Genomic DNA, 16,098 nt, shown 5'->3' with positions numbered 1-16,098 from the left:
AGCCGGCGGCTATGATTATCGCCGCCGGTCGAGCCCCTGTACCTGCGCAGTTTCAAGACCAAGATAGGAGCCGGATTTACGCTCTCTCCTTAGGCCTCAGCGCTTGCCTTCGCCTTCCGCGGCCGCCCAGCAGCGCGCTTCGGCTTGTCTGAGACGGTCTCTGACGGCTCAGCGGCCTTCGGAGCCGCCTTCCGGCGGTTGTTTCCGAGGCCGAGGCTCTTGGCGAGCGCCGAGCGCTTCTCGGAGTAGCTGGCGGCCGTAGACGGGTAGTCGCGCGGTAGCCCGTAGCGCTCCCGGTACTCCTCAATCGTCATGCCGTTGCCGCTGAGGTGGCGCTTCAGGGTCTTGTACGGCTTGCCGTCGATGAAGCTGATCAGCGCCTCGTGTGTGATCGACTTCCGGATCTGGGCGGGGGTGAGCTTCTCGGCCGCCGGAGCCTCAGGAGCAGCCCCCTCGCTGAGCCCAGCCAACGCAGCGTGCGTGTTGGCGATCAGGGTCGCGATCTCGCTCGGTTGCAGGTGATTGTTCGAGACGTAGGCTGAGACAAGGCCCGCCGTCAGTTCAATGAAATCGATGGCTGGAGCCTCGATGGTCTCTACGGTTTGGTCCACGGTGCACCTGATTTTGAGTAAGACAGCACAATCTGTTGTCGCGCTGCGAAACGCAATACGTTACCTTGAAAGAAATCTTTCAGCGTAGGCACCTTCGAGATGATGCCGAGCCTCGACCTTGAACGGTTCGCCACCCTGATCGCTGACAACGTCGTAACTGCCTTTGAACGCGATCGGGATGGAGCGCCCTTTCACCCAACCATGCGCGTGACCGTTGTGTCCGTCTTGGTACGCAGCCTCCTACTCGTCATGCCGACCACATCCAGCGATGCGCTCGCAGCAGCCTGCAATCGCGCCTTGGATGACGTTGTAGGGTCGATCGGCCTAGGAGGCCCTCGGGTTGAGGCTGTCGATCCTAGCGACGGGTCGGTGATAATGCGGGTCGGCTAACGGGGAAGCGGAACATGAAACAATCAAAATCCGCCGTGGTCGAGACGCGACCCGATCCGTCCACCGAGGAGCAGGTGCTCGCTCTCAACTCCCTGCGGCGGTACACGGCCCGGCGCCGGCCGGTGTCGGTGAAGATGACCCGGGACGAGGATGACACCCCAAGGGTCGGCCCGGCGCACTCCGACCACAGCGGCTGGGCGGTGCGGGTGAACGATGCCTCGGGCGGGGCTTCGGTCAGCTTCGGGCAGACACAGCTCCGGCACCTGACGCGCGTGGCGTTCGGCCTGCCCGATACGGCCGAGAGCGCCACCAACAGCATGTTGTCGGCCGTGGAGGCAGTTCGACCCGAGAACGAGATCGAGGGGATGCTGGCGGTGCAGATGGCGACGACGCACCAGGCCGCGATGCAAGCGCTCGGCAAAGCCTGCCAGACGGATAACCCCGAGGTCGCGGAAACCATGGGCAATCTCGCGAACAAGCTGATGCGCACCTATACCCAACAGGTCGAGGCGCTGGCGAAGTTGCGCCGCGGCGGCGAGCAGACGGTGCGGGTCGAGCACGTCCACGTCTACCAGGGCGGACAGGCGATCGTGGGCAATGTGACCGGGCGCTTGCCGGCCGATGCGATATTCATGCTTGGGCTGGAGACCGGCACCGGGTGGTAGCCGTTCTCACGCAGGGCGAGGCGCAGGTCGGTCTCGGACGGAAAGGCGTGCGCCGTCATGCTGCACCTCCGAAATGATGAGAAGGATCTTCGAAGGTCGCCCCGAGGCGCACCGCGGCATCGCGGGCGATCTGCACGGCCTCACCGAGCGAGAAGGCGGTTCCGACGAGTGCGCCGCAGTCACCGGAGGCGGACGTGTGGTCGATCCGCCAGCAGCCGCCGCCCTCGTCGTCAGGCCAGATGCTGATTTCGCCGGGTCGGTTGGGGATCGGCTCGGCCAGCCCGACGGCGAGCGGCGTGTCCCGCCAAGTCACGGGGATGCCGTAGCGCTTGGCGTAGGCGCGGGCGTCCGACATGGCGTGCTGCTCGTCGGGCGTCCGCTCCAGGGCGGTGAAATACCCAGTCGGGAGGCGCAGCCACGCCACCCAGAAGTCGACCTGCGGGGCCACGATCACTTCGACGGCGATAGGTGTCTTGCGGGTCGAGAGCGGGCTGGGAAAGGCGACGACTTTGCTCAAGCCGCCTCCCCGCGCTTCACGGTTTCGGGGCGGGCGAACGCGCTGCACCAGTCGTTGCCCAGCACGTCGGGCCACAGGGCGTCGCCAGTCTTCTTGTCCCGGCGCGGAGGCTTGGCGCGGCAGTCGCCGCGGGGCTGTTCGCCGATCGCGCCGAGGATCCCGCGGCCACCGTGGACGTAGGCGGTGCTGGTCTGGGCGAAGTGCTGGCACCAGGCGCAGGCCTTGGCTTTGCGTGGAGGTTTGATGAGGCGATGCATGTTAGGCCGCATCCCCGCGCTCGCCGGATCGGGCGGGCTCGAACTGGCGGCACCAGTCGTCGGCGCCGACCACGGGCCACGTCGCGTTTTCGGACCCGATCGCGTCGGGATCGATCGTCGGGACGCTGGCTCGGCACTGCCCGGACGGCCGCCGGCCTACCACCGTGCGGCCACCGGGCATCTCGTAGCTGACGCCCATGTCTCCCCAGGGGCGCCACGCTGTGCAGTTGAAGCACGCGAGCGCGCCTGGGGCGGGGGTGAGGATACGGGTGCTGCTCATACCGCTCCCCCGTTTTGGGGAGCGGGCCGGAGCGCCTGGGCGGTCGAGGCGGCAGACGCGAGTGCCTTGGCCGCGCAGTTCAGGCTGTAGGCCGCGCCGCGGGCGTCCCGGATCAGGGCGAACTCGACCGCGTTCCGGGCATAGGCCTCGGCGATGCTGGCGGCTTCGGCCACCGCGTCGAACACGAGGCCGGTCGTGGGAGAGATGGGGGCGGGCGCGTTCATCGGCGCGCCTCCCGGGTCTGGGGACCGATCCCGGCAAGGCTGGAGAGAACCGCCGCGACGGGCAAGGACACGCCGAACCGGAAGGCCAGGCGCTGCTCGACGTCGGCCTGCAGCACGGCGGGGTCGGGTACGGCCTCTGTCGGCCGGATGGCGATCGATCTGTTGTTGGTCTTCGACTTCATGGTGACACCTGCTGTTGAGGTGCCGGCCTGAAAACCCTTGGCGCTGAGCGCCGGATCGCATATCTACAGCGGTGTCAAGACGCTGATTACACGATCCGCCGTCGGTCCTGATTTTCGGGGCCGGCGGTTTTTCGTTAGGCGGCGACGGCGTCGAGCTTCATGCCGAGCAGCCGACCAGCGACGTGCGCCGGGACGAACACGGCGCGGCCGATCTTCACCGCCTCCACGTCCCCCGACTCGATGGCGCCGTAGAGCCCACCGCGGCTCATGCCGATCGCTTCCGCGAGCGGGGCGACGCGCACGTTCTTCCCCTCTCGGATCCTGGAAAAAACATCGCCCGCGGCCCGGCGGGGCGCCTCTGCGCTCGCCTTGGTTTCAGCCGCTGCGCTCTCGCATGCCTGCATGGGGTAGCTCCGTCGACATCCGTCTCGCGTATTTGTTCGCATATTTGTAACGGTACGTCCAGATATACCGTTTCACTCGTGTGATGAAACGTCATTGACGGGCGTGGCGTCGTTGGAGTAGCCGTACAGGGGAGACAGGAAGCGACGCAGACGACAGGAGGGGCTGATGCCCGCAAAGCTGCCGGAGACCGAGGGCCGCCGCCACGCGATGGGGTTCCGGACGACGCTGGAGGGGAAGAACCGCCTTGAGGAGGCGGCCCGACTGAGCGGGCGTTCAGTTTCTCAAGAGATTGAAGCGCGCCTCGAACACACGTTCATGTTGGACAAGATAGAGGACGCGCTGAAGAAGAACCCGATCGGAAAAATGATCGACGGGGACACGGAGTCGATGTTCCGCAACATGACGACTGCTGTCGGCGCCGCGATGGCCTACTTGAACAAGAGCTGGAAGAACGATGTCTTCGCCCGCATGGCGTTCCGCGCCGGGGTCGAGGCCGTGATGGACACGATCTTCCTCAAGCACCCGCTCAATATCGAGGGCTCGGGGATCGCGCTGGCTGACCTCAAGAAAGCCCAGGAGACCGGGACGTTGTATGGCCGCCTCCTCGCCGCGTCGCAGGACAATCCCGCCGTCGAGGGCTGGCTTAGCCAGCGTGCTGCGGAATTAGGGGCGACTGAGAATTCCGAGCGCGATGCTGATGCAGAGAAGGCCAAGCTGCTGAAATATTTGGTTGGCACTGACGCAGCATAACTCAGAAGACTGGGAAGACGAACCGGCTCTAATCTTCGTATATACATCCGCGCGCGATCCTCTACTTTCCAAGTCATGGAAAGGGAGGCGCCCGTGCGACCGCTCAACCTCGACACCATTCTGATCGTCCGGACTGACCGCGAGCTTCATGCGGCGCTCCACGGCGCAGCGCGTCGTGAGGGCACCACGGCCAGCGCCTTGGTGCGCCGGGCAGTTGCTTCGATCATCGCGCCTGAAGATCCGCCTCGGGCGCCTCCGCCTACTGCTCCGTCCGCTCTGATGCTGGTGGCAGCGTGATGTCGGGCGACGGCCGGTCGCCGGGCGGCACGCCAGATTGTGACGTGCGCCTACAGATCGTCAAAACGGTGCTCGACGACGAGCGCCGACTCAGTCAGCAGCTCCATGCCGGAACCGCCGCGGCCGGCGGCGCGCATGGCGTGCGTCCGCAGCTGTTCTACGTCGGCGGTCATGCCCGCCATGGGTCTAACCGGACGCCAATAAATCTCTGGCCAAAAGCCCGGAGGGCCAAACGGTCCTACAAAATCATAGTGCGTGAGGTGGTGAGGTTTCTCGGGTTCACACAGTCGCACCAAGTACAGCAAGTGCGCCTCGAAGCCTTGAGCTTGCCCACCGGGTATTACCTGGCCTCGGAAGGCGAGCGCATCATCCTTCGAAAGGAAGACGTAGCAGCTTCGAAGCCGCGAAGCCTTCTCGTGCGCGTTCACTCTGCGCCATTCTTCCAGCGCATGTTCGCGTACACTCATGGCGTGCAGCCATCCGAAGCGAGCAAGAACACGACCGTAATTGCCAGGCAAGATGACGGCGCCAGGCTGAAGGATCGGTCCGCACAGGTGGAACAACGGTCCGGACAGAATTTGGGGATCGACTTCGACCGACCCATGCACACTCATTACTTCTGCTCCATCGGTTTGGTTGGCACCGCCGATGTAGCGCGCTCACCCGCCGCTGCCCCTGACGGTCGGCTGAGCGTCGCCATTCCGAGGGCCGCCTGATGATCGAGGCTGCCCGACCCGCCATCCCGCACGACACCACCGCCGACCTGTCGGGCCTAACCGACCTGGAGATGCGGACGCTCGCCTGCCGGACCGAACTCGCCACCCTGTTCCGAGCCATTCAGGGCATCGCCGGCCTTGCTGCGAGCAACTTGGAGAACGGTGGCCCGATCCCGGATCTGTGCGGCCTGTTCAGCGCGCTGGGCCAGCTCGATCGTCAGGCCAGCAACGAGGCCGAGCGCTACGGCGCCCTCTTAAGCAGCGCGGGGTCGGCATGACCGCTCGCACCTCTTCCTCGAACCTACGGACGCACCGATGAGCGCCGGTCTCTCCTTCGGGGCTCTCCCCGCATTCGCCGATTTGACCCCTGATCAGCAGGCACAGGTCATGGCGGCCTTACAGCAGCAGGGGCAGCCTGCGGCACCCCAAGCGCCGGGCAGCCTGCTCGGTCAGGCCGACCCGCAGTCCACGGGCGCGATCCCGGACCGGGGCGGCCCACAGGTCGCGATGACCGAGGGCGATACTCGTCGGCTCGAGGAGCAGATGGGCATGCGTATGCCGGGCGCTGGGCAGCAGCCGGGTTCGCCCGATCAGCTTCTGTTCAATCGCGCCGGTATGGGTGGTGGCCCCGGAGGCTTCACGGGCACTGCCGATCCGATGGGCTCGCGGATGGTGCCGACCCCGCCGCAGCGCCCCTCGGATGCCGACCTCGCGGCCTTGCCCGCCACCGAGCCCGTGGTGGCGGGCACGAACCCCGGTGCATTGCCGGCACAGACGGTCGCCTCATCTGCATATCGCCCCGATGCTCCAGCGGTCGGGCCCCGGTCGGCCGGAATGCCCCCGAGCGGCCGGTTCGCTGATCCTTCGCAGACGGCGCCCCCGGATCCCGGCCAGTTCGATCCGCTGAGCGGTCAGATCACCGCCGGCCAGCCGCGCCCACTCGGGGCGCCGCAGGGCGCGGTTTCCCCGTCAGGTGCGGCCGCAGCGTCTGGTCAGGCTGGTGGCACTGGTGGTCAGCCCGGCGTCATGGAGCGGTTCGTTCAGGGTGTGAACAACCCTGACTTCTCGAACCTGATGCTGAACCTCGGCATCGGCCTTCTGACGCAGCGCGGCCTTGGTGCAGGTATCGGTGTGGGCCTGCAGGGCTACCAGCAGAGCCGCATGGGCGACGTGAAGCAGCAGCTTGAGTTGTACAAGATGCAGCAAGACATGCAGCAGCAGGCCGCCGCCCGGAACTTCGTCAAGAGCCGTGGCGGTTCGCCAGAGCTGCAAGCGTTGGCTGCAGCCAGCCCATCGTCAGTGCTCACGGGAGGTCTCACTGGTCTCAACGTGCAACCGCCGGCCAACTACCGGATGTGCGCGGACGGTCAGGGCTACGAATACATTCCCGGCAGCGAAGCCGACCCTGAGATGAAGGCGAAGCTCGCGGCTGCAGGTCGGGACGGCTCGTACACGCTCAGCCCCGGGCAGACCCGCTACGACGAGGAGGGGAAGCCGGTCACGGCCGTGCCGGCCGCGCCGCGCGAGCTGCGCCCGGGGGCGACCCTGTACGACCCGGTAACGTTGAAGCCGATCGTGAGTGCGCCGTCCGCCAAGCCTGACGGGTTCGACACCGAGACCAAGCTGCGCGGCGAGTTCTCCAAGCAGCTCGGCAGCTTCTCGGACGTGCACGACGGCTACAACCGGATCATCTCCGCGACGAAGATCCGCCAGGACGACCCGAAAGCTGTCTCGCCCGCGTCGGACATGGGCCTGATTTTCGGATTTATGAAAATGCTGGATCCGTCCTCCGTGGTCCGTGAGGGTGAGTACGAGACGGCCCGCAAGACAGCCGGCGTCCCCGACCGAGTGTGGAGCGCCTACGAGAAGCTGCGGAACGGCCAGATCCTCACGGATGGCCAGCGCCAGGACTTCCTCGGCCAGGCCACCTCTATCTACAACGGCGCCAGGAACACCGCGCAGGGCGTGGCAGAACGCTATCGCGACCTCGCGACCAAGTATGGCGTCGACCCCGACCGGGCGACCTACCTGCCAGAGGCCCCGACCCCGCCCAAGCTCGGGCAGCAAGCTCAGGACCGGCCGTCGAAGACTGTCGATCCGGCCGCCCGCTACCAGCAGCTCCGGCAGGGCGGGCTGTCCGCAGCCGACGCTCACGCTCGCATGTCGCAGGAGGGGTTCTGATGGCTGAGATCGAGGCGTTCGATCCCGAGGCCTTCGCGGCCTACAAAGCTCAGACCGTCGGCGCTCAGGCGGCCCCCATTGAGGCGTTCGACCCTGACGCCTATGCGGCGTTCAAGGTTCAGCAGGCGCGCCCAGCACCTGAACCGAGCCAGGCGCAGCAGATTGCAGCGGCAAAGGCTGCTGCGGCTGCCCCCTACGTCGAGGGCGGCCTGCCTGACATGCCGAGCAGCGAGGACCTGCGGAAGCAGGGTGCGGGCGTGCCGACCGGCCTCTACGCCGCGGCCAGCAGCGCCATGGATAGCATCCCCGTGGTCGGGCCGATGATGACGGGTGCCAGCGACCGCGTCGCTGCCGGTATTCGCTCGTATCGTGATGGGACAACCTACTCGGACGAGCTCAAGCGCATCCAGGATTACGACGCGGGTGCCAAAGCGGCGCACCCCGTCGCCAGCACGGTCGGCGGTGTGGCGGGCGGCGTGATCGGGACCGCCCCCATGATCATGGCGGCACCGGCTCTGTTCGGCGCGGGCGAGGCGGCGCTACCGGCGCGGCTGCTGGCGTCTACGGTTTCAGGCGGTGCGCTCGGCTCCGCCGATGCGGCGGTGCGCAGTGGCGGGGATTTGGGGGAAACCCGGCGCGGCGGTTTCACGGGGGCTGCCCTCGGCCTCGGCGCCCCCCTTCTCGGCGCCGGCGTCGGCGCTGGCGTGCGTAAGGCTGGAGAGTTCGCTGCCGAACGCCTCGCCCCCACGGCTGGGTTCGGCTCGGCCGCCGCTGGGAAGCTCGCCGACGACGTGGCCGCCTCCGGTGGCGCCGATATAGTCCGCGCTCGGCTCGCAGATCTCGGCCAGCCCGCCATGCTGATGGATGCCTCGCCGAGTTTCGTCGGCCGGGCAAGTTCTACGGGATGCTGCGGAATGCCGGGGTGAGAGGCCCGGCGCGGGGATCGTAGGTTTGATCGTGCTTCTCGAGCACGGGGTCCAAGATGGCGGCCGCCGTGTCGAGTAACGAGGTCCCATGAGGCAGCCACGACCGGTGCCGAACCGGGACCGAACAGGGGCGCAGAGGCGGGGTTATTCCGCCTACAGACCAAGGCACCCGTAGTCACGGATTGTGCCGGGCAAGCTGGTCCGCACCCCAGGGTGCACAGGTGTGCAGAGAATATTTTCGAGCGTTTCCGAACAAGCGCGAACGTCCGAGAGCATCGGCGCCGCTTCGGTCTGCTGCGTGTTGCTTCGATCGGCTTCGGTTTAGGGATGACGCCGAGGCAGCAGGACGACGGCTGTACACGGCCGTGGAACGGTAGCGTGCGGCAAGGGGCGGTAGCCGACGGCAGCGCTACGGTAAGAAGCACGGTAGCAGGAGGGGTATCACACCACACGCACTGAAGGTGCGGGCGGCTCCTCCTGCGGATCGTAGGTCTGGCCGTGCTGAGCGGGTATGCGCTCGGGGGGGGGCGCGGGCAGATGTCGAGGTGAGATGGCCTTGGGCCTATTAGCCGCCGTTAGGCGACATAGGATTGAGCGAGAGCTTCTGTCGACAAGGCGGAGGAGGCGGGGAAACGGACCGCGGGCAGGCTGGCCACCGCGGGCTTGGCGAAGAGGTAGCCCTGGAACAGCTGGATCCCGGCTGCACGCAGGGCGGTCAGCTCCGCTTCCGTCTCGACACCCTCGGCAATCACCGCCACGCCCAGCTGGCGTGCCATCATGATCACGCCGGCGACGATGGTCTGCCGTGCCGGCGAGGTCGCGATCCCCCGGATCAGCTCCATGTCGAGCTTGATGAAATCGGGCTGGAAGCTCGCCAAGAGGTTCAGACCGGCATAGCCCGCACCGAAGTCATCGAGGGCGGTCACGAAGCCCTGCTTGCGGTACTCGGCAATGATCCGTTGAACGTGGGCTACGTCCGTCATGCGCTCGTTCTCAGTGAACTCGAACATGATCTGACGATGCGCGAAGCCAACGCGGCGGGCAGCGTCGAGCGTCGCTCGGATGCAGGCGGCAGGTTCGTAGACGGCGTTGGGCATGAAGTTGATCGAAAGCCGAGTTTCCTTGTCTGGGAACAAGGTGCCGGCGAGCTCAATCGCTTTGACGCGGCAAGCTTGATCGAACTTGTAGCGATTGCTCTCGTCGACCATCCCGAGGATCTGGCCGGCACCCTGCCCCTCAGTGCCTCTGACCAGGGCCTCGTAGCCCCAAACCGTACCCCGACTGATATCTACGATGGGATGGAACGCCATCGTGAAGGTGAACGGCAGGGGTTCGGCGTCTTGGCAACCTTGGCATCCGCGCTTCATAGGGCCGCCCTACCGTGTACCTTTCTCGATAGATTTCGATTGAGCGACTATCGTATTAATACCCCGCTAAAATCCGAGTAAAAACGCTTATTATTTCGGGTCATATCCAGCTTTGCCGTCAAATTTATCAAACATATGTGTTTTTCCCGCACGATGCCGCGGCCGGGCCAACACTGAACCGAAGCCACACCTTTGGTTGCCGGTCGGGAGCGCGCTGCGCCAATTTGCCGAGTTGGAGAACGTGATCGCCGTCGTTGAGGCGTTCGGAGCCGAGGAAGTCGCCCCCCGGCTCATCCTCACATAAGTTATGCAATTTCAGGTTGGCATACAACCGAAATCAGATGCTTTGAACGATTTAACTCGTGCTCAGCTGCGGTTTAATAGGTATTTAACCTGACAACAGATAATTGGGTCCTAGATTGTCTGGGGCAAGTCCGGCTTCCAGCACCCGTTTCAATTTGTCCCACGATCCTTTGTTACAGCCGGAATGTCCTCGTTCATCGAACGGGGATGGCGCTCTGGTCTGTCACGATGAGGTCGGCCTCACGCCATGAGAGCCATTGGATGCGTTACCGTGCTGCTTGGCCCAGCTTCTCGCTGCCGGTCCGTCTCAGTCTCGTCGGAACCGCTCTGCTCAGCTTCGCCTCCATCTGTACAGTTGGCCTCATCCTGCGCGACGTCGAGACGGACATGACCCAGCACGCATCCGCCGTGTTGGAAAGCAACATGCGCCTGCTACGCCAGAGCCTGGTTGACGAGGGCGGCTCCGAGCGCTTCAGCCTCGTAGACGGGCAGCTGCAGGTTGGATCCCATCGTATCAATCAGAACGATCCAGCCGTCGATCGCGTCCAGGCCATCATAGGCGGAACCGCAACAATCTTCCTTGGCGACACACGCATCGCCACCAACGTCACCAAGCCGGACGGGACACGCGCGATCGGAACCCGCTTGGCTGCCGGGCCCGTCTACGATGCTGTGCTCAAGCAGGGCCGTTCTTTCAGGGGTAAGGCCGAGGTCCTTGGGGTTCCGTACTTCACCGCCTACGATCCAATATCGGCTGCCGACGGAAGCACGATCGGCGTCCTCTACACCGGGGTGAAGCAAGCGGACTACCTCACCGTCATCAGTCGGATGCGGACAGAGGCTGCCCTGATTGGCGTGTTGCTGGCTGCGGGCTGTAGTGCTGGGTTCTGGTTCCTCGTGCGCCGGAGCCTCAAGCCGCTGAAGCGCCTCGAAGGCGTCATGCGCCATCTCGCCTCAGGCAATGTGGCGGTTGAAGTGTCGGGCACGACACGCCGCGACGAGATCGGTGCAATGGCTGCTGCCGTACAGGTGTTCAAGGACAACCTGATCCACACCCGTCAGCTTGAGGCGGAGACCGCCCAGGCGCGTCTGGCTGCCGAGGAGCAGCGCAAGGTGGGAATGCGTCAGATGGCCAACGGCTTTGAACAAGCGGTCGGCAGTATCATTGGGATGGTGTCGTCCTCCGCCACCGAGCTGCAGGCCACCGCGCAGACGATGACGGCTACTGCGACTGAGACGGCTAGCCAGTCGACCACGGTGGCAGCCGCCGCCGAGGAGGCGGCCTCCAACGTCAACACCGTTGCGGCTGCCGCCGAAGAGTTGGGATCGTCGGTCCAAGAAATTAGCCGGCAGGTCGCCAGCTCGGCTGAGTTGGCACAGCGTGCGGTACACGAGGCCGACCAAACCGGCGCCTTGGTGCAGGAACTGAGTGCCGCAGTCTCGCGGATCGGCGATGTGGCTGGTTTGATTTCGACCATCGCAGGCCAGACCAACCTGCTCGCGCTGAACGCGACGATCGAAGCGGCGCGAGCGGGTGCGGCGGGTAAGGGCTTCGCTGTCGTAGCCTCTGAGGTAAAGGCGCTCGCAGAGCAGACCGCAAAGGCTACCAGTGAGATCTCGGGCCAAATCGCCCGGATCCAGGCCTCCACCGGTCAGGCGGTCACATCGATCGACGGGATCACCGGGCGGATCCGCGAGATCAGCGGCGTGGCTACGTCGATCGCCGCCGCCGTCGAGCAGCAGGGCGCTGCCACCCAGGAGATCGTGCGCAACGTCAGCCAAGCCGCGATGGGCACAGGCGAGGTGACCAGCCATATCTCGGGCGTTGCCGGTGCGGCCGAGGAGACCGGCGCCGCGGCGAGCCAGGTGCTTGGGGCGGCCTCGGAGCTGTCGCGCCAGTCCGAGCACCTCGCCGCCGAGGTGGGACGCTTCCTGGCGACCGTTCGCGCGGCGTAAGGCGACGATGGATACCGTAGATCCCTGGGACATCGTTCTATTCGACGAGGTTCAAGGTCACACGGCGGCCCTGGCCGGCGCCCTCGCTGAAGGCGTAGACCAGTTCCCCCGCCGCGCCGACCCTCACGTGACAGCCCGGCCGAGGCTTCACGGGCGGCCTAGGGAGAGCTGGCCCGGAGCGCGCCTGTCGTCGCATGCTTGCCCGCCGCACGCTTTGCGGTGTCGCGAACGCCTCGGGCGCGCTGACGGGAAGAGGCGCAGCTGTAGCAGGTGCGAGAGGTGCAGTCCCATCAGCTCACCGGCGGCCGAGCGCCGTCCACTCCGTGACGACCGACTCGTCAGCCGGCATGTAGGCATCGACGATAGCGCCCTTGCGGCTCACGACGCAGATCATCGCTGCCTCGCGCACCTCGTACATCATCGGCCGGTCGTAGGTGATGCGGAACAGCACTGGCGCGAAGTAGTCGCCCTTCTTATCCGTCCTGTCCGCACCCGCCGAGACCGCCTCAACCTGCTTCATCCCAGCTTTGCCGGCCTCGCTCATGACGACCGCACGGCAGGTGTCGACCGTGCGGTTGCGGCCCGGCACTTCCGGCAAAGGCTGTCCGATCCTCTGCAGGGCGACGGATGTACCCTTCACCAGGCCGGTGCCAGGCACCATCGACAGGATCGTCTGCTCACCGGCCGCAGCCGACGCCGGTCCGATCGGTGCGATCTGCCACGGCATCTGCCACGTGGCCGCTGAGGTGTCCGGCGCAGCGGGCGCATCCTGCGCCAACGCTGGGGCGGCCAGGACAGAGATGAGGGTGGCGCAGCAGATCGAACGAACGAACATCACGGCTTTCCTTCTTCGGAGGGGTGAACGAGGGGCCGCGGCATCGCACTAATCCGTCGGCGCAAGGGCTGATGGCAGCGTCCAGGGTGCGGACGGCGCAGGAGCGGGTGATGGGACGGCCGAGCGCTCAGGTCGTGCTCGGTGCAGGGAGGCGTGCGCGATCGCGCCGGCATCGACCCCCACCCGAGCCGATCTCGGCAGGCTGATGATGCTCGCCGTCTGTTCAGTGTCGCGGTACGGCACCCGGGCCCGCGAGACTCCCGTCGCCGACCTTGGCCGCCTGAGCGACCGCGTGTGTCGCGTCGGTCCGGGGTTCAGGATCGGCGCGATCACACCCCCTGCGTCGCGGGGCGGCGTGATCGGGCTCGTTCGATCCACCACCTGCCGCGCAGGATCTGGGTTGAGCGTCGCCACGCGTCCGGGCGGGTGCACAGCGCTGATCGTCGGTGCGGGACGACCGAGGACCTCGGTCGGGGTCTGCATCTGCGCCGATCGGGGTGGCAGGATCGGCGCAAGGGTCGGCCCCGTCCCGGCTCGATTCTGCGACTGTTGCGGCACATCCGGTTCGAGCGTCGCTACCACGGGCGGCGGAACCGATGTCCCGCCATCCCGGCGTTCGGTGTGCTCATTCCAAACGGGCGACTGTTCGTGCGTTAGACGCGCCGCGTCGAGGGGCGCGCGGCCGATCAGCGGCAGGCGCGGGTTGACGCGGGGCGGCAGGAATCCCGGCTGCTCCGCCGTGTCCGCCGGGTGCGGATCCAGGAAGGTGCGTAGTCCGTCTGCAGACGGCGAAACATCCGGATAGTCCCCGGTTGATAGTGGTCCTGTCAGGTGCGGGACCTCGACCCACGACGGAAAGATAGCGGGTGTCGAAGCTTCGACGGGCACGACAGATGTCGTGCGACGCGGCGACGTCAGCGAAATCCAGCTGCTGCGCGGAACAAGCCAGGCCGCGCTGACGGCAATCAGTGTGAGGGTAGAGAGGCAGGAAATCGAGATCGTGGCCCAAGATGATAGGTGGCTGCTAGGCCTTACGACCATGAGTGGCCGGGCAGCACCCACAGGCTTCAGATCGCCTACAAAGACGGGACTACGCTGTAACATCCTCTCAGAACTGGTTTGGGCAAGAAACAGTTCAAGGCCAGGATGATCCGGAATCTTCGCAAGCCGAACACGGTTAAAATCGTGCTCGTGCGCACTGATGATGCAGAATGCTCAAATAGTTTCATGTGGAGCGTCGCACGACAGTCGATAAACCTCGCCTGGAGCCCAGCGCCGTTCGGCAAACCGTCCGATCGTAGACCCTCACCGCATGGCTCGGCCGGCCCTACCGCTCGCGCGGATTCTTGTCTGGCCTGATCGGTCGAGGTCGCCAGCCGCTTGTCGGCAACCCTTCTTTGATTCCGCTGGTCTCGTTTTCCCCCGATCTGGTACTTCAGTAGGCGTGCTGGTCACGCTTTTGACCCCTCCCCTTTGTAAGGTGGGACCGTGACGACCCTCCCCTTGGGCAGAGGTAGGCCAGGCGGTATTCCCCTTCCGGGCCAACCGGAGCCATGCCAGCCACTCTGGCGAGACGATGCGCACGATGTTGGTGTCGTTGCGGAAGCCGGTGATCTGGCGCTCCTCGACGGTCAGCAGGCCCAACCGTGCGGCCTCGCGGATCGCATTCTTCACGGTCGAGCGGCACACGCCTGCGACGGCGGCCATGTTCTCGATCGACAGCCGGCAGTCCTTCCGGCGGGCGACCTCGGCAGCCACGAGGGAGAGCACGGCCTGCTCGGCCAAGGTGAACCGGGCGACGATAGCCTGCGGCATGCGGCCAGAGGCGGCCCAGCGGCGGCGGCGCTCCATTGAGGCGTCCGTGCGTGGCCTGGAGCCGACGCCGGGCCTCCTGGGGGCTCCCGTGAGACCTGATACGTTCTTGGTGGGATCCCCTGTTTGGGGTGTGACGGTTTCTGTTGGGTTCGGGGTCTGTTCGGACCGCGGTCTACCCGTGGACAATGTTCTCGCCTCGATCAGGCCGGACAGCGCCTCGGCCTCAGCCTCCGTGACCTTCCCCTCGCTGTAGGCGCGCCAGAGCGCAGCCGTGACAGCCGGCAACGCGGCGCGCGGGGCCGCCTCCACCTGTCGGCGGATCTCATCGGTATAGTTCATCGAACCCGGTCCCTCACGGGCCGCGGCTAGGGTCCAGGCAAAGCCTTCCCGTTGACGGAAGCGGGTTCCGTCTTGACTCCCGAGGGAATCATGTGGCTTGTGGGGAGCAGTCACGCGGCCCCACCAGGCCCCAGGAATTTCAGCAGCCTCTTCCTTGCCGGGAAGGGGCTGTTGGCTTTTCAGGGTCTCAGATCCGCAGCGGTTGCTCTCCTGAAGACAGCCGCGACTCGCCAAGGCGGGTCCGGCCGGAACGCTCCATGTCGACCGGGGCGCATGGCCAAGTCAACGCCAGAGAGTTTTGGCCACCTCGTGCTCAGCAGCGTGATGGAGGACGTGCATACGTCTTGGGCGACCCCAGCCACCGCGCCGACACCCGCGCCTTTCTGTCCTGCCACTTAGCCACGGCCGACTGGTGGCCGTCTCAAATCCCGATGCATGATAGGACTGGGATGGGGGAGGCGCCGATGGATCGTTGTGATTTTCGCATCGGCGGGGAGTTTATCTGCTCCGGCAGGCGGTACCGCTGCACCGACATCGGCTCGCGTACCGTTCTCGCCATCCAGATCGATGAGGCAACGATTGCGACCAAGGACGCTGGCGAGCCAGTCACGACGCGCACGATCTCCGGTCAGGAAGCGCAGGCTATCGGCTGGTTCGACGGGCCACCCTACGGCGTGATCGAGCACGTATTCGATGAGAACGATCAGGAGGTCTGCGAGCCCCTGTGATTTCGATTACAGCGACCTGACGAGATGCCAGTGTCGGCGTGCCGCTCATCGGCGGACCATAAACAGGATGCGAAATGACAGAGTGCGTAGGGATACGGTTTAGGGTGAAGGAACATGCGGGCGGGGAACCGTGGATTGCTCTCGAAGGCGCGGAGACCGTCACGGCACTGGCACGCGCTGTTCTCGGATTAAAGTTGACCCCTGGCACCACCATCGAGGAAGCCGAACGCATCGCCAAGGAACTCCAGGCGCAGGTAAGCGGGCTCACTTTTGCTCGACGCTGAAGGCAGGCCTCTCGTCTTTGAGAACACGCCAGCCGGACATGGCATGTCGGCCGGGCGGCACGGTTAAGTC

At 65.5% G+C, this 16,098-nt stretch carries 18 protein-coding genes; 8 read left to right on the top strand and 10 right to left on the bottom strand.

From position 1 onward, the window contains the following. Positions 1-89: 89 nt before the first annotated feature. Positions 90-611 carry a MucR family transcriptional regulator gene (locus MKK67_RS15890; protein ID WP_243966074.1) on the bottom strand — a complete coding sequence of 174 codons (522 nt, stop codon included), beginning with the start codon at positions 609-611 and terminating at the stop codon, positions 90-92. A 404-nt stretch (positions 612-1,015) separates the two neighbouring features. On the opposite strand from MKK67_RS15890, the gene MKK67_RS15885 reads away from it, so the two are divergent. Further along, a complete protein-coding gene (locus tag MKK67_RS15885) occupies positions 1,016-1,666 on the top strand; it encodes a hypothetical protein (protein WP_243966073.1) in 651 nt (216 codons plus the stop codon). A 55-nt stretch (positions 1,667-1,721) separates the two neighbouring features. Here MKK67_RS15885 and MKK67_RS15880 read toward each other — a convergent pair whose 3' ends face one another. The 6 genes from MKK67_RS15880 to MKK67_RS15855 form a co-directional block, all read right to left on the bottom strand. Continuing rightward, positions 1,722-2,183, bottom strand: coding sequence for a hypothetical protein (locus tag MKK67_RS15880; RefSeq protein ID WP_243966072.1), 462 nt, complete (start codon positions 2,181-2,183; stop codon positions 1,722-1,724). Further along, complete coding sequence (locus tag MKK67_RS15875; protein WP_243966070.1) at positions 2,180-2,440, bottom strand: hypothetical protein; 261 nt, start codon at positions 2,438-2,440, stop codon at positions 2,180-2,182. The genes MKK67_RS15880 and MKK67_RS15875 overlap by 4 nt, the downstream gene beginning before the upstream one ends. Position 2,441: 1 nt before the next feature. Continuing rightward, a complete protein-coding gene (locus MKK67_RS15870; RefSeq protein WP_243966068.1) occupies positions 2,442-2,720 on the bottom strand; it encodes a hypothetical protein in 279 nt (92 codons plus the stop codon). Further along, a complete protein-coding gene (locus MKK67_RS15865) occupies positions 2,717-2,944 on the bottom strand; it encodes a hypothetical protein (RefSeq protein ID WP_243966066.1) in 228 nt (75 codons plus the stop codon). The genes MKK67_RS15870 and MKK67_RS15865 overlap by 4 nt, the downstream gene beginning before the upstream one ends. Then, positions 2,941-3,126, bottom strand: coding sequence for a hypothetical protein (locus MKK67_RS15860; protein WP_243966064.1), 186 nt, complete (start codon positions 3,124-3,126; stop codon positions 2,941-2,943). Before MKK67_RS15860 ends, MKK67_RS15865 begins: the two co-directional genes overlap by 4 nt. Positions 3,127-3,260: 134 nt before the next feature. Further along, positions 3,261-3,428, bottom strand: coding sequence for a hypothetical protein (locus MKK67_RS15855; RefSeq protein ID WP_243966062.1), 168 nt, complete (start codon positions 3,426-3,428; stop codon positions 3,261-3,263). A gap of 268 nt (positions 3,429-3,696) precedes the next feature. Here MKK67_RS15855 and MKK67_RS15850 point away from each other — a divergent pair, with 268 nt between their 5' ends. The 5 genes from MKK67_RS15850 (at position 3,697) to MKK67_RS15830 (ending at position 8,401) form a co-directional block, all read left to right on the top strand. Then, complete coding sequence (locus tag MKK67_RS15850) at positions 3,697-4,281, top strand: hypothetical protein (RefSeq protein ID WP_243966060.1); 585 nt, start codon at positions 3,697-3,699, stop codon at positions 4,279-4,281. Positions 4,282-4,577: 296 nt separating this feature from the next. Continuing rightward, the gene (locus tag MKK67_RS15845) at positions 4,578-5,294 is read left to right on the top strand and encodes a hypothetical protein (RefSeq protein WP_243966059.1); all 717 of its coding nucleotides are present in this window, start codon (positions 4,578-4,580) and stop codon (positions 5,292-5,294) included. After that, positions 5,294-5,572, top strand: coding sequence for a hypothetical protein (locus MKK67_RS15840; protein WP_243966057.1), 279 nt, complete (start codon positions 5,294-5,296; stop codon positions 5,570-5,572). Before MKK67_RS15845 ends, MKK67_RS15840 begins: the two co-directional genes overlap by 1 nt. Positions 5,573-5,609: 37 nt before the next feature. Further along, entirely contained in the window at positions 5,610-7,475 is a 1,866-nt protein-coding gene (locus tag MKK67_RS15835; RefSeq protein ID WP_243966056.1) for a hypothetical protein, read from the top strand. Next, complete coding sequence (locus tag MKK67_RS15830) at positions 7,475-8,401, top strand: hypothetical protein (protein ID WP_243966055.1); 927 nt, start codon at positions 7,475-7,477, stop codon at positions 8,399-8,401. The genes MKK67_RS15835 and MKK67_RS15830 overlap by 1 nt, the downstream gene beginning before the upstream one ends. A 575-nt stretch (positions 8,402-8,976) precedes the next feature. Here MKK67_RS15830 and MKK67_RS15825 read toward each other — a convergent pair. Continuing rightward, positions 8,977-9,768 carry an EAL domain-containing protein gene (locus tag MKK67_RS15825; RefSeq protein WP_243966054.1) on the bottom strand — a complete coding sequence of 264 codons (792 nt, stop codon included), beginning with the start codon at positions 9,766-9,768 and terminating at the stop codon, positions 8,977-8,979. A 564-nt stretch (positions 9,769-10,332) separates the two neighbouring features. Between MKK67_RS15825 and MKK67_RS15820 the strand changes: the two genes are divergently transcribed. Then, complete coding sequence (locus MKK67_RS15820; protein ID WP_243966053.1) at positions 10,333-12,027, top strand: methyl-accepting chemotaxis protein; 1,695 nt, start codon at positions 10,333-10,335, stop codon at positions 12,025-12,027. A 295-nt stretch (positions 12,028-12,322) separates the two neighbouring features. Here the strand turns inward: MKK67_RS15820 and MKK67_RS15815 are convergent, their stop codons facing one another. Both MKK67_RS15815 and MKK67_RS15810 read right to left on the bottom strand, forming a co-directional pair. After that, entirely contained in the window at positions 12,323-12,862 is a 540-nt protein-coding gene (locus tag MKK67_RS15815; protein WP_243966052.1) for a hypothetical protein, read from the bottom strand. A gap of 1,305 nt (positions 12,863-14,167) precedes the next feature. Further along, entirely contained in the window at positions 14,168-15,016 is an 849-nt protein-coding gene (locus MKK67_RS15810; RefSeq protein ID WP_243966051.1) for a helix-turn-helix domain-containing protein, read from the bottom strand. Positions 15,017-15,360: 344 nt separating this feature from the next. Between MKK67_RS15810 and MKK67_RS15805 the strand changes: the two genes are divergently transcribed. Then, a complete protein-coding gene (locus MKK67_RS15805) occupies positions 15,361-15,744 on the top strand; it encodes a hypothetical protein (RefSeq protein WP_243966050.1) in 384 nt (127 codons plus the stop codon). Positions 15,745-16,098 lie beyond the last annotated feature (354 nt).

This window comes from Methylobacterium sp. J-072 (assembly GCF_022829425.1).
In the GTDB taxonomy this organism is placed as follows: Bacteria; Pseudomonadota; Alphaproteobacteria; order Rhizobiales; family Beijerinckiaceae; genus Methylobacterium.
Note: the sequence above shows the minus strand (reverse complement) of the source record. Positions and strands in the feature narration are given on the sequence as shown.

Bases quoted from the DNA above. Each gene is read 5' to 3' on its own strand.
- MKK67_RS15885 (WP_243966073.1), top strand. From the start codon at position 1,016: ATGAAACAATCAAAATCCGCCGTGGTCGAGACGCGACCCGATCCGTCC.
- MKK67_RS15875 (WP_243966070.1), bottom strand. From the start codon at position 2,440: ATGCATCGCCTCATCAAACCTCCACGCAAAGCCAAGGCCTGCGCCTGG.
- MKK67_RS15870 (WP_243966068.1), bottom strand. From the start codon at position 2,720: ATGAGCAGCACCCGTATCCTCACCCCCGCCCCAGGCGCGCTCGCGTGC.
- MKK67_RS15865 (WP_243966066.1), bottom strand. From the start codon at position 2,944: ATGAACGCGCCCGCCCCCATCTCTCCCACGACCGGCCTCGTGTTCGAC.
- MKK67_RS15860 (WP_243966064.1), bottom strand. From the start codon at position 3,126: ATGAAGTCGAAGACCAACAACAGATCGATCGCCATCCGGCCGACAGAG.
- MKK67_RS15850 (WP_243966060.1), top strand. From the start codon at position 3,697: ATGCCCGCAAAGCTGCCGGAGACCGAGGGCCGCCGCCACGCGATGGGG.
- MKK67_RS15845 (WP_243966059.1), top strand. From the start codon at position 4,578: ATGTCGGGCGACGGCCGGTCGCCGGGCGGCACGCCAGATTGTGACGTG.
- MKK67_RS15840 (WP_243966057.1), top strand. From the start codon at position 5,294: ATGATCGAGGCTGCCCGACCCGCCATCCCGCACGACACCACCGCCGAC.
- MKK67_RS15835 (WP_243966056.1), top strand. From the start codon at position 5,610: ATGAGCGCCGGTCTCTCCTTCGGGGCTCTCCCCGCATTCGCCGATTTG.
- MKK67_RS15830 (WP_243966055.1), top strand. From the start codon at position 7,475: ATGGCTGAGATCGAGGCGTTCGATCCCGAGGCCTTCGCGGCCTACAAA.
- MKK67_RS15825 (WP_243966054.1), bottom strand. From the start codon at position 9,768: ATGAAGCGCGGATGCCAAGGTTGCCAAGACGCCGAACCCCTGCCGTTC.
- MKK67_RS15820 (WP_243966053.1), top strand. From the start codon at position 10,333: ATGCGTTACCGTGCTGCTTGGCCCAGCTTCTCGCTGCCGGTCCGTCTC.
- MKK67_RS15815 (WP_243966052.1), bottom strand. From the start codon at position 12,862: ATGTTCGTTCGTTCGATCTGCTGCGCCACCCTCATCTCTGTCCTGGCC.
- MKK67_RS15810 (WP_243966051.1), bottom strand. From the start codon at position 15,016: ATGAACTATACCGATGAGATCCGCCGACAGGTGGAGGCGGCCCCGCGC.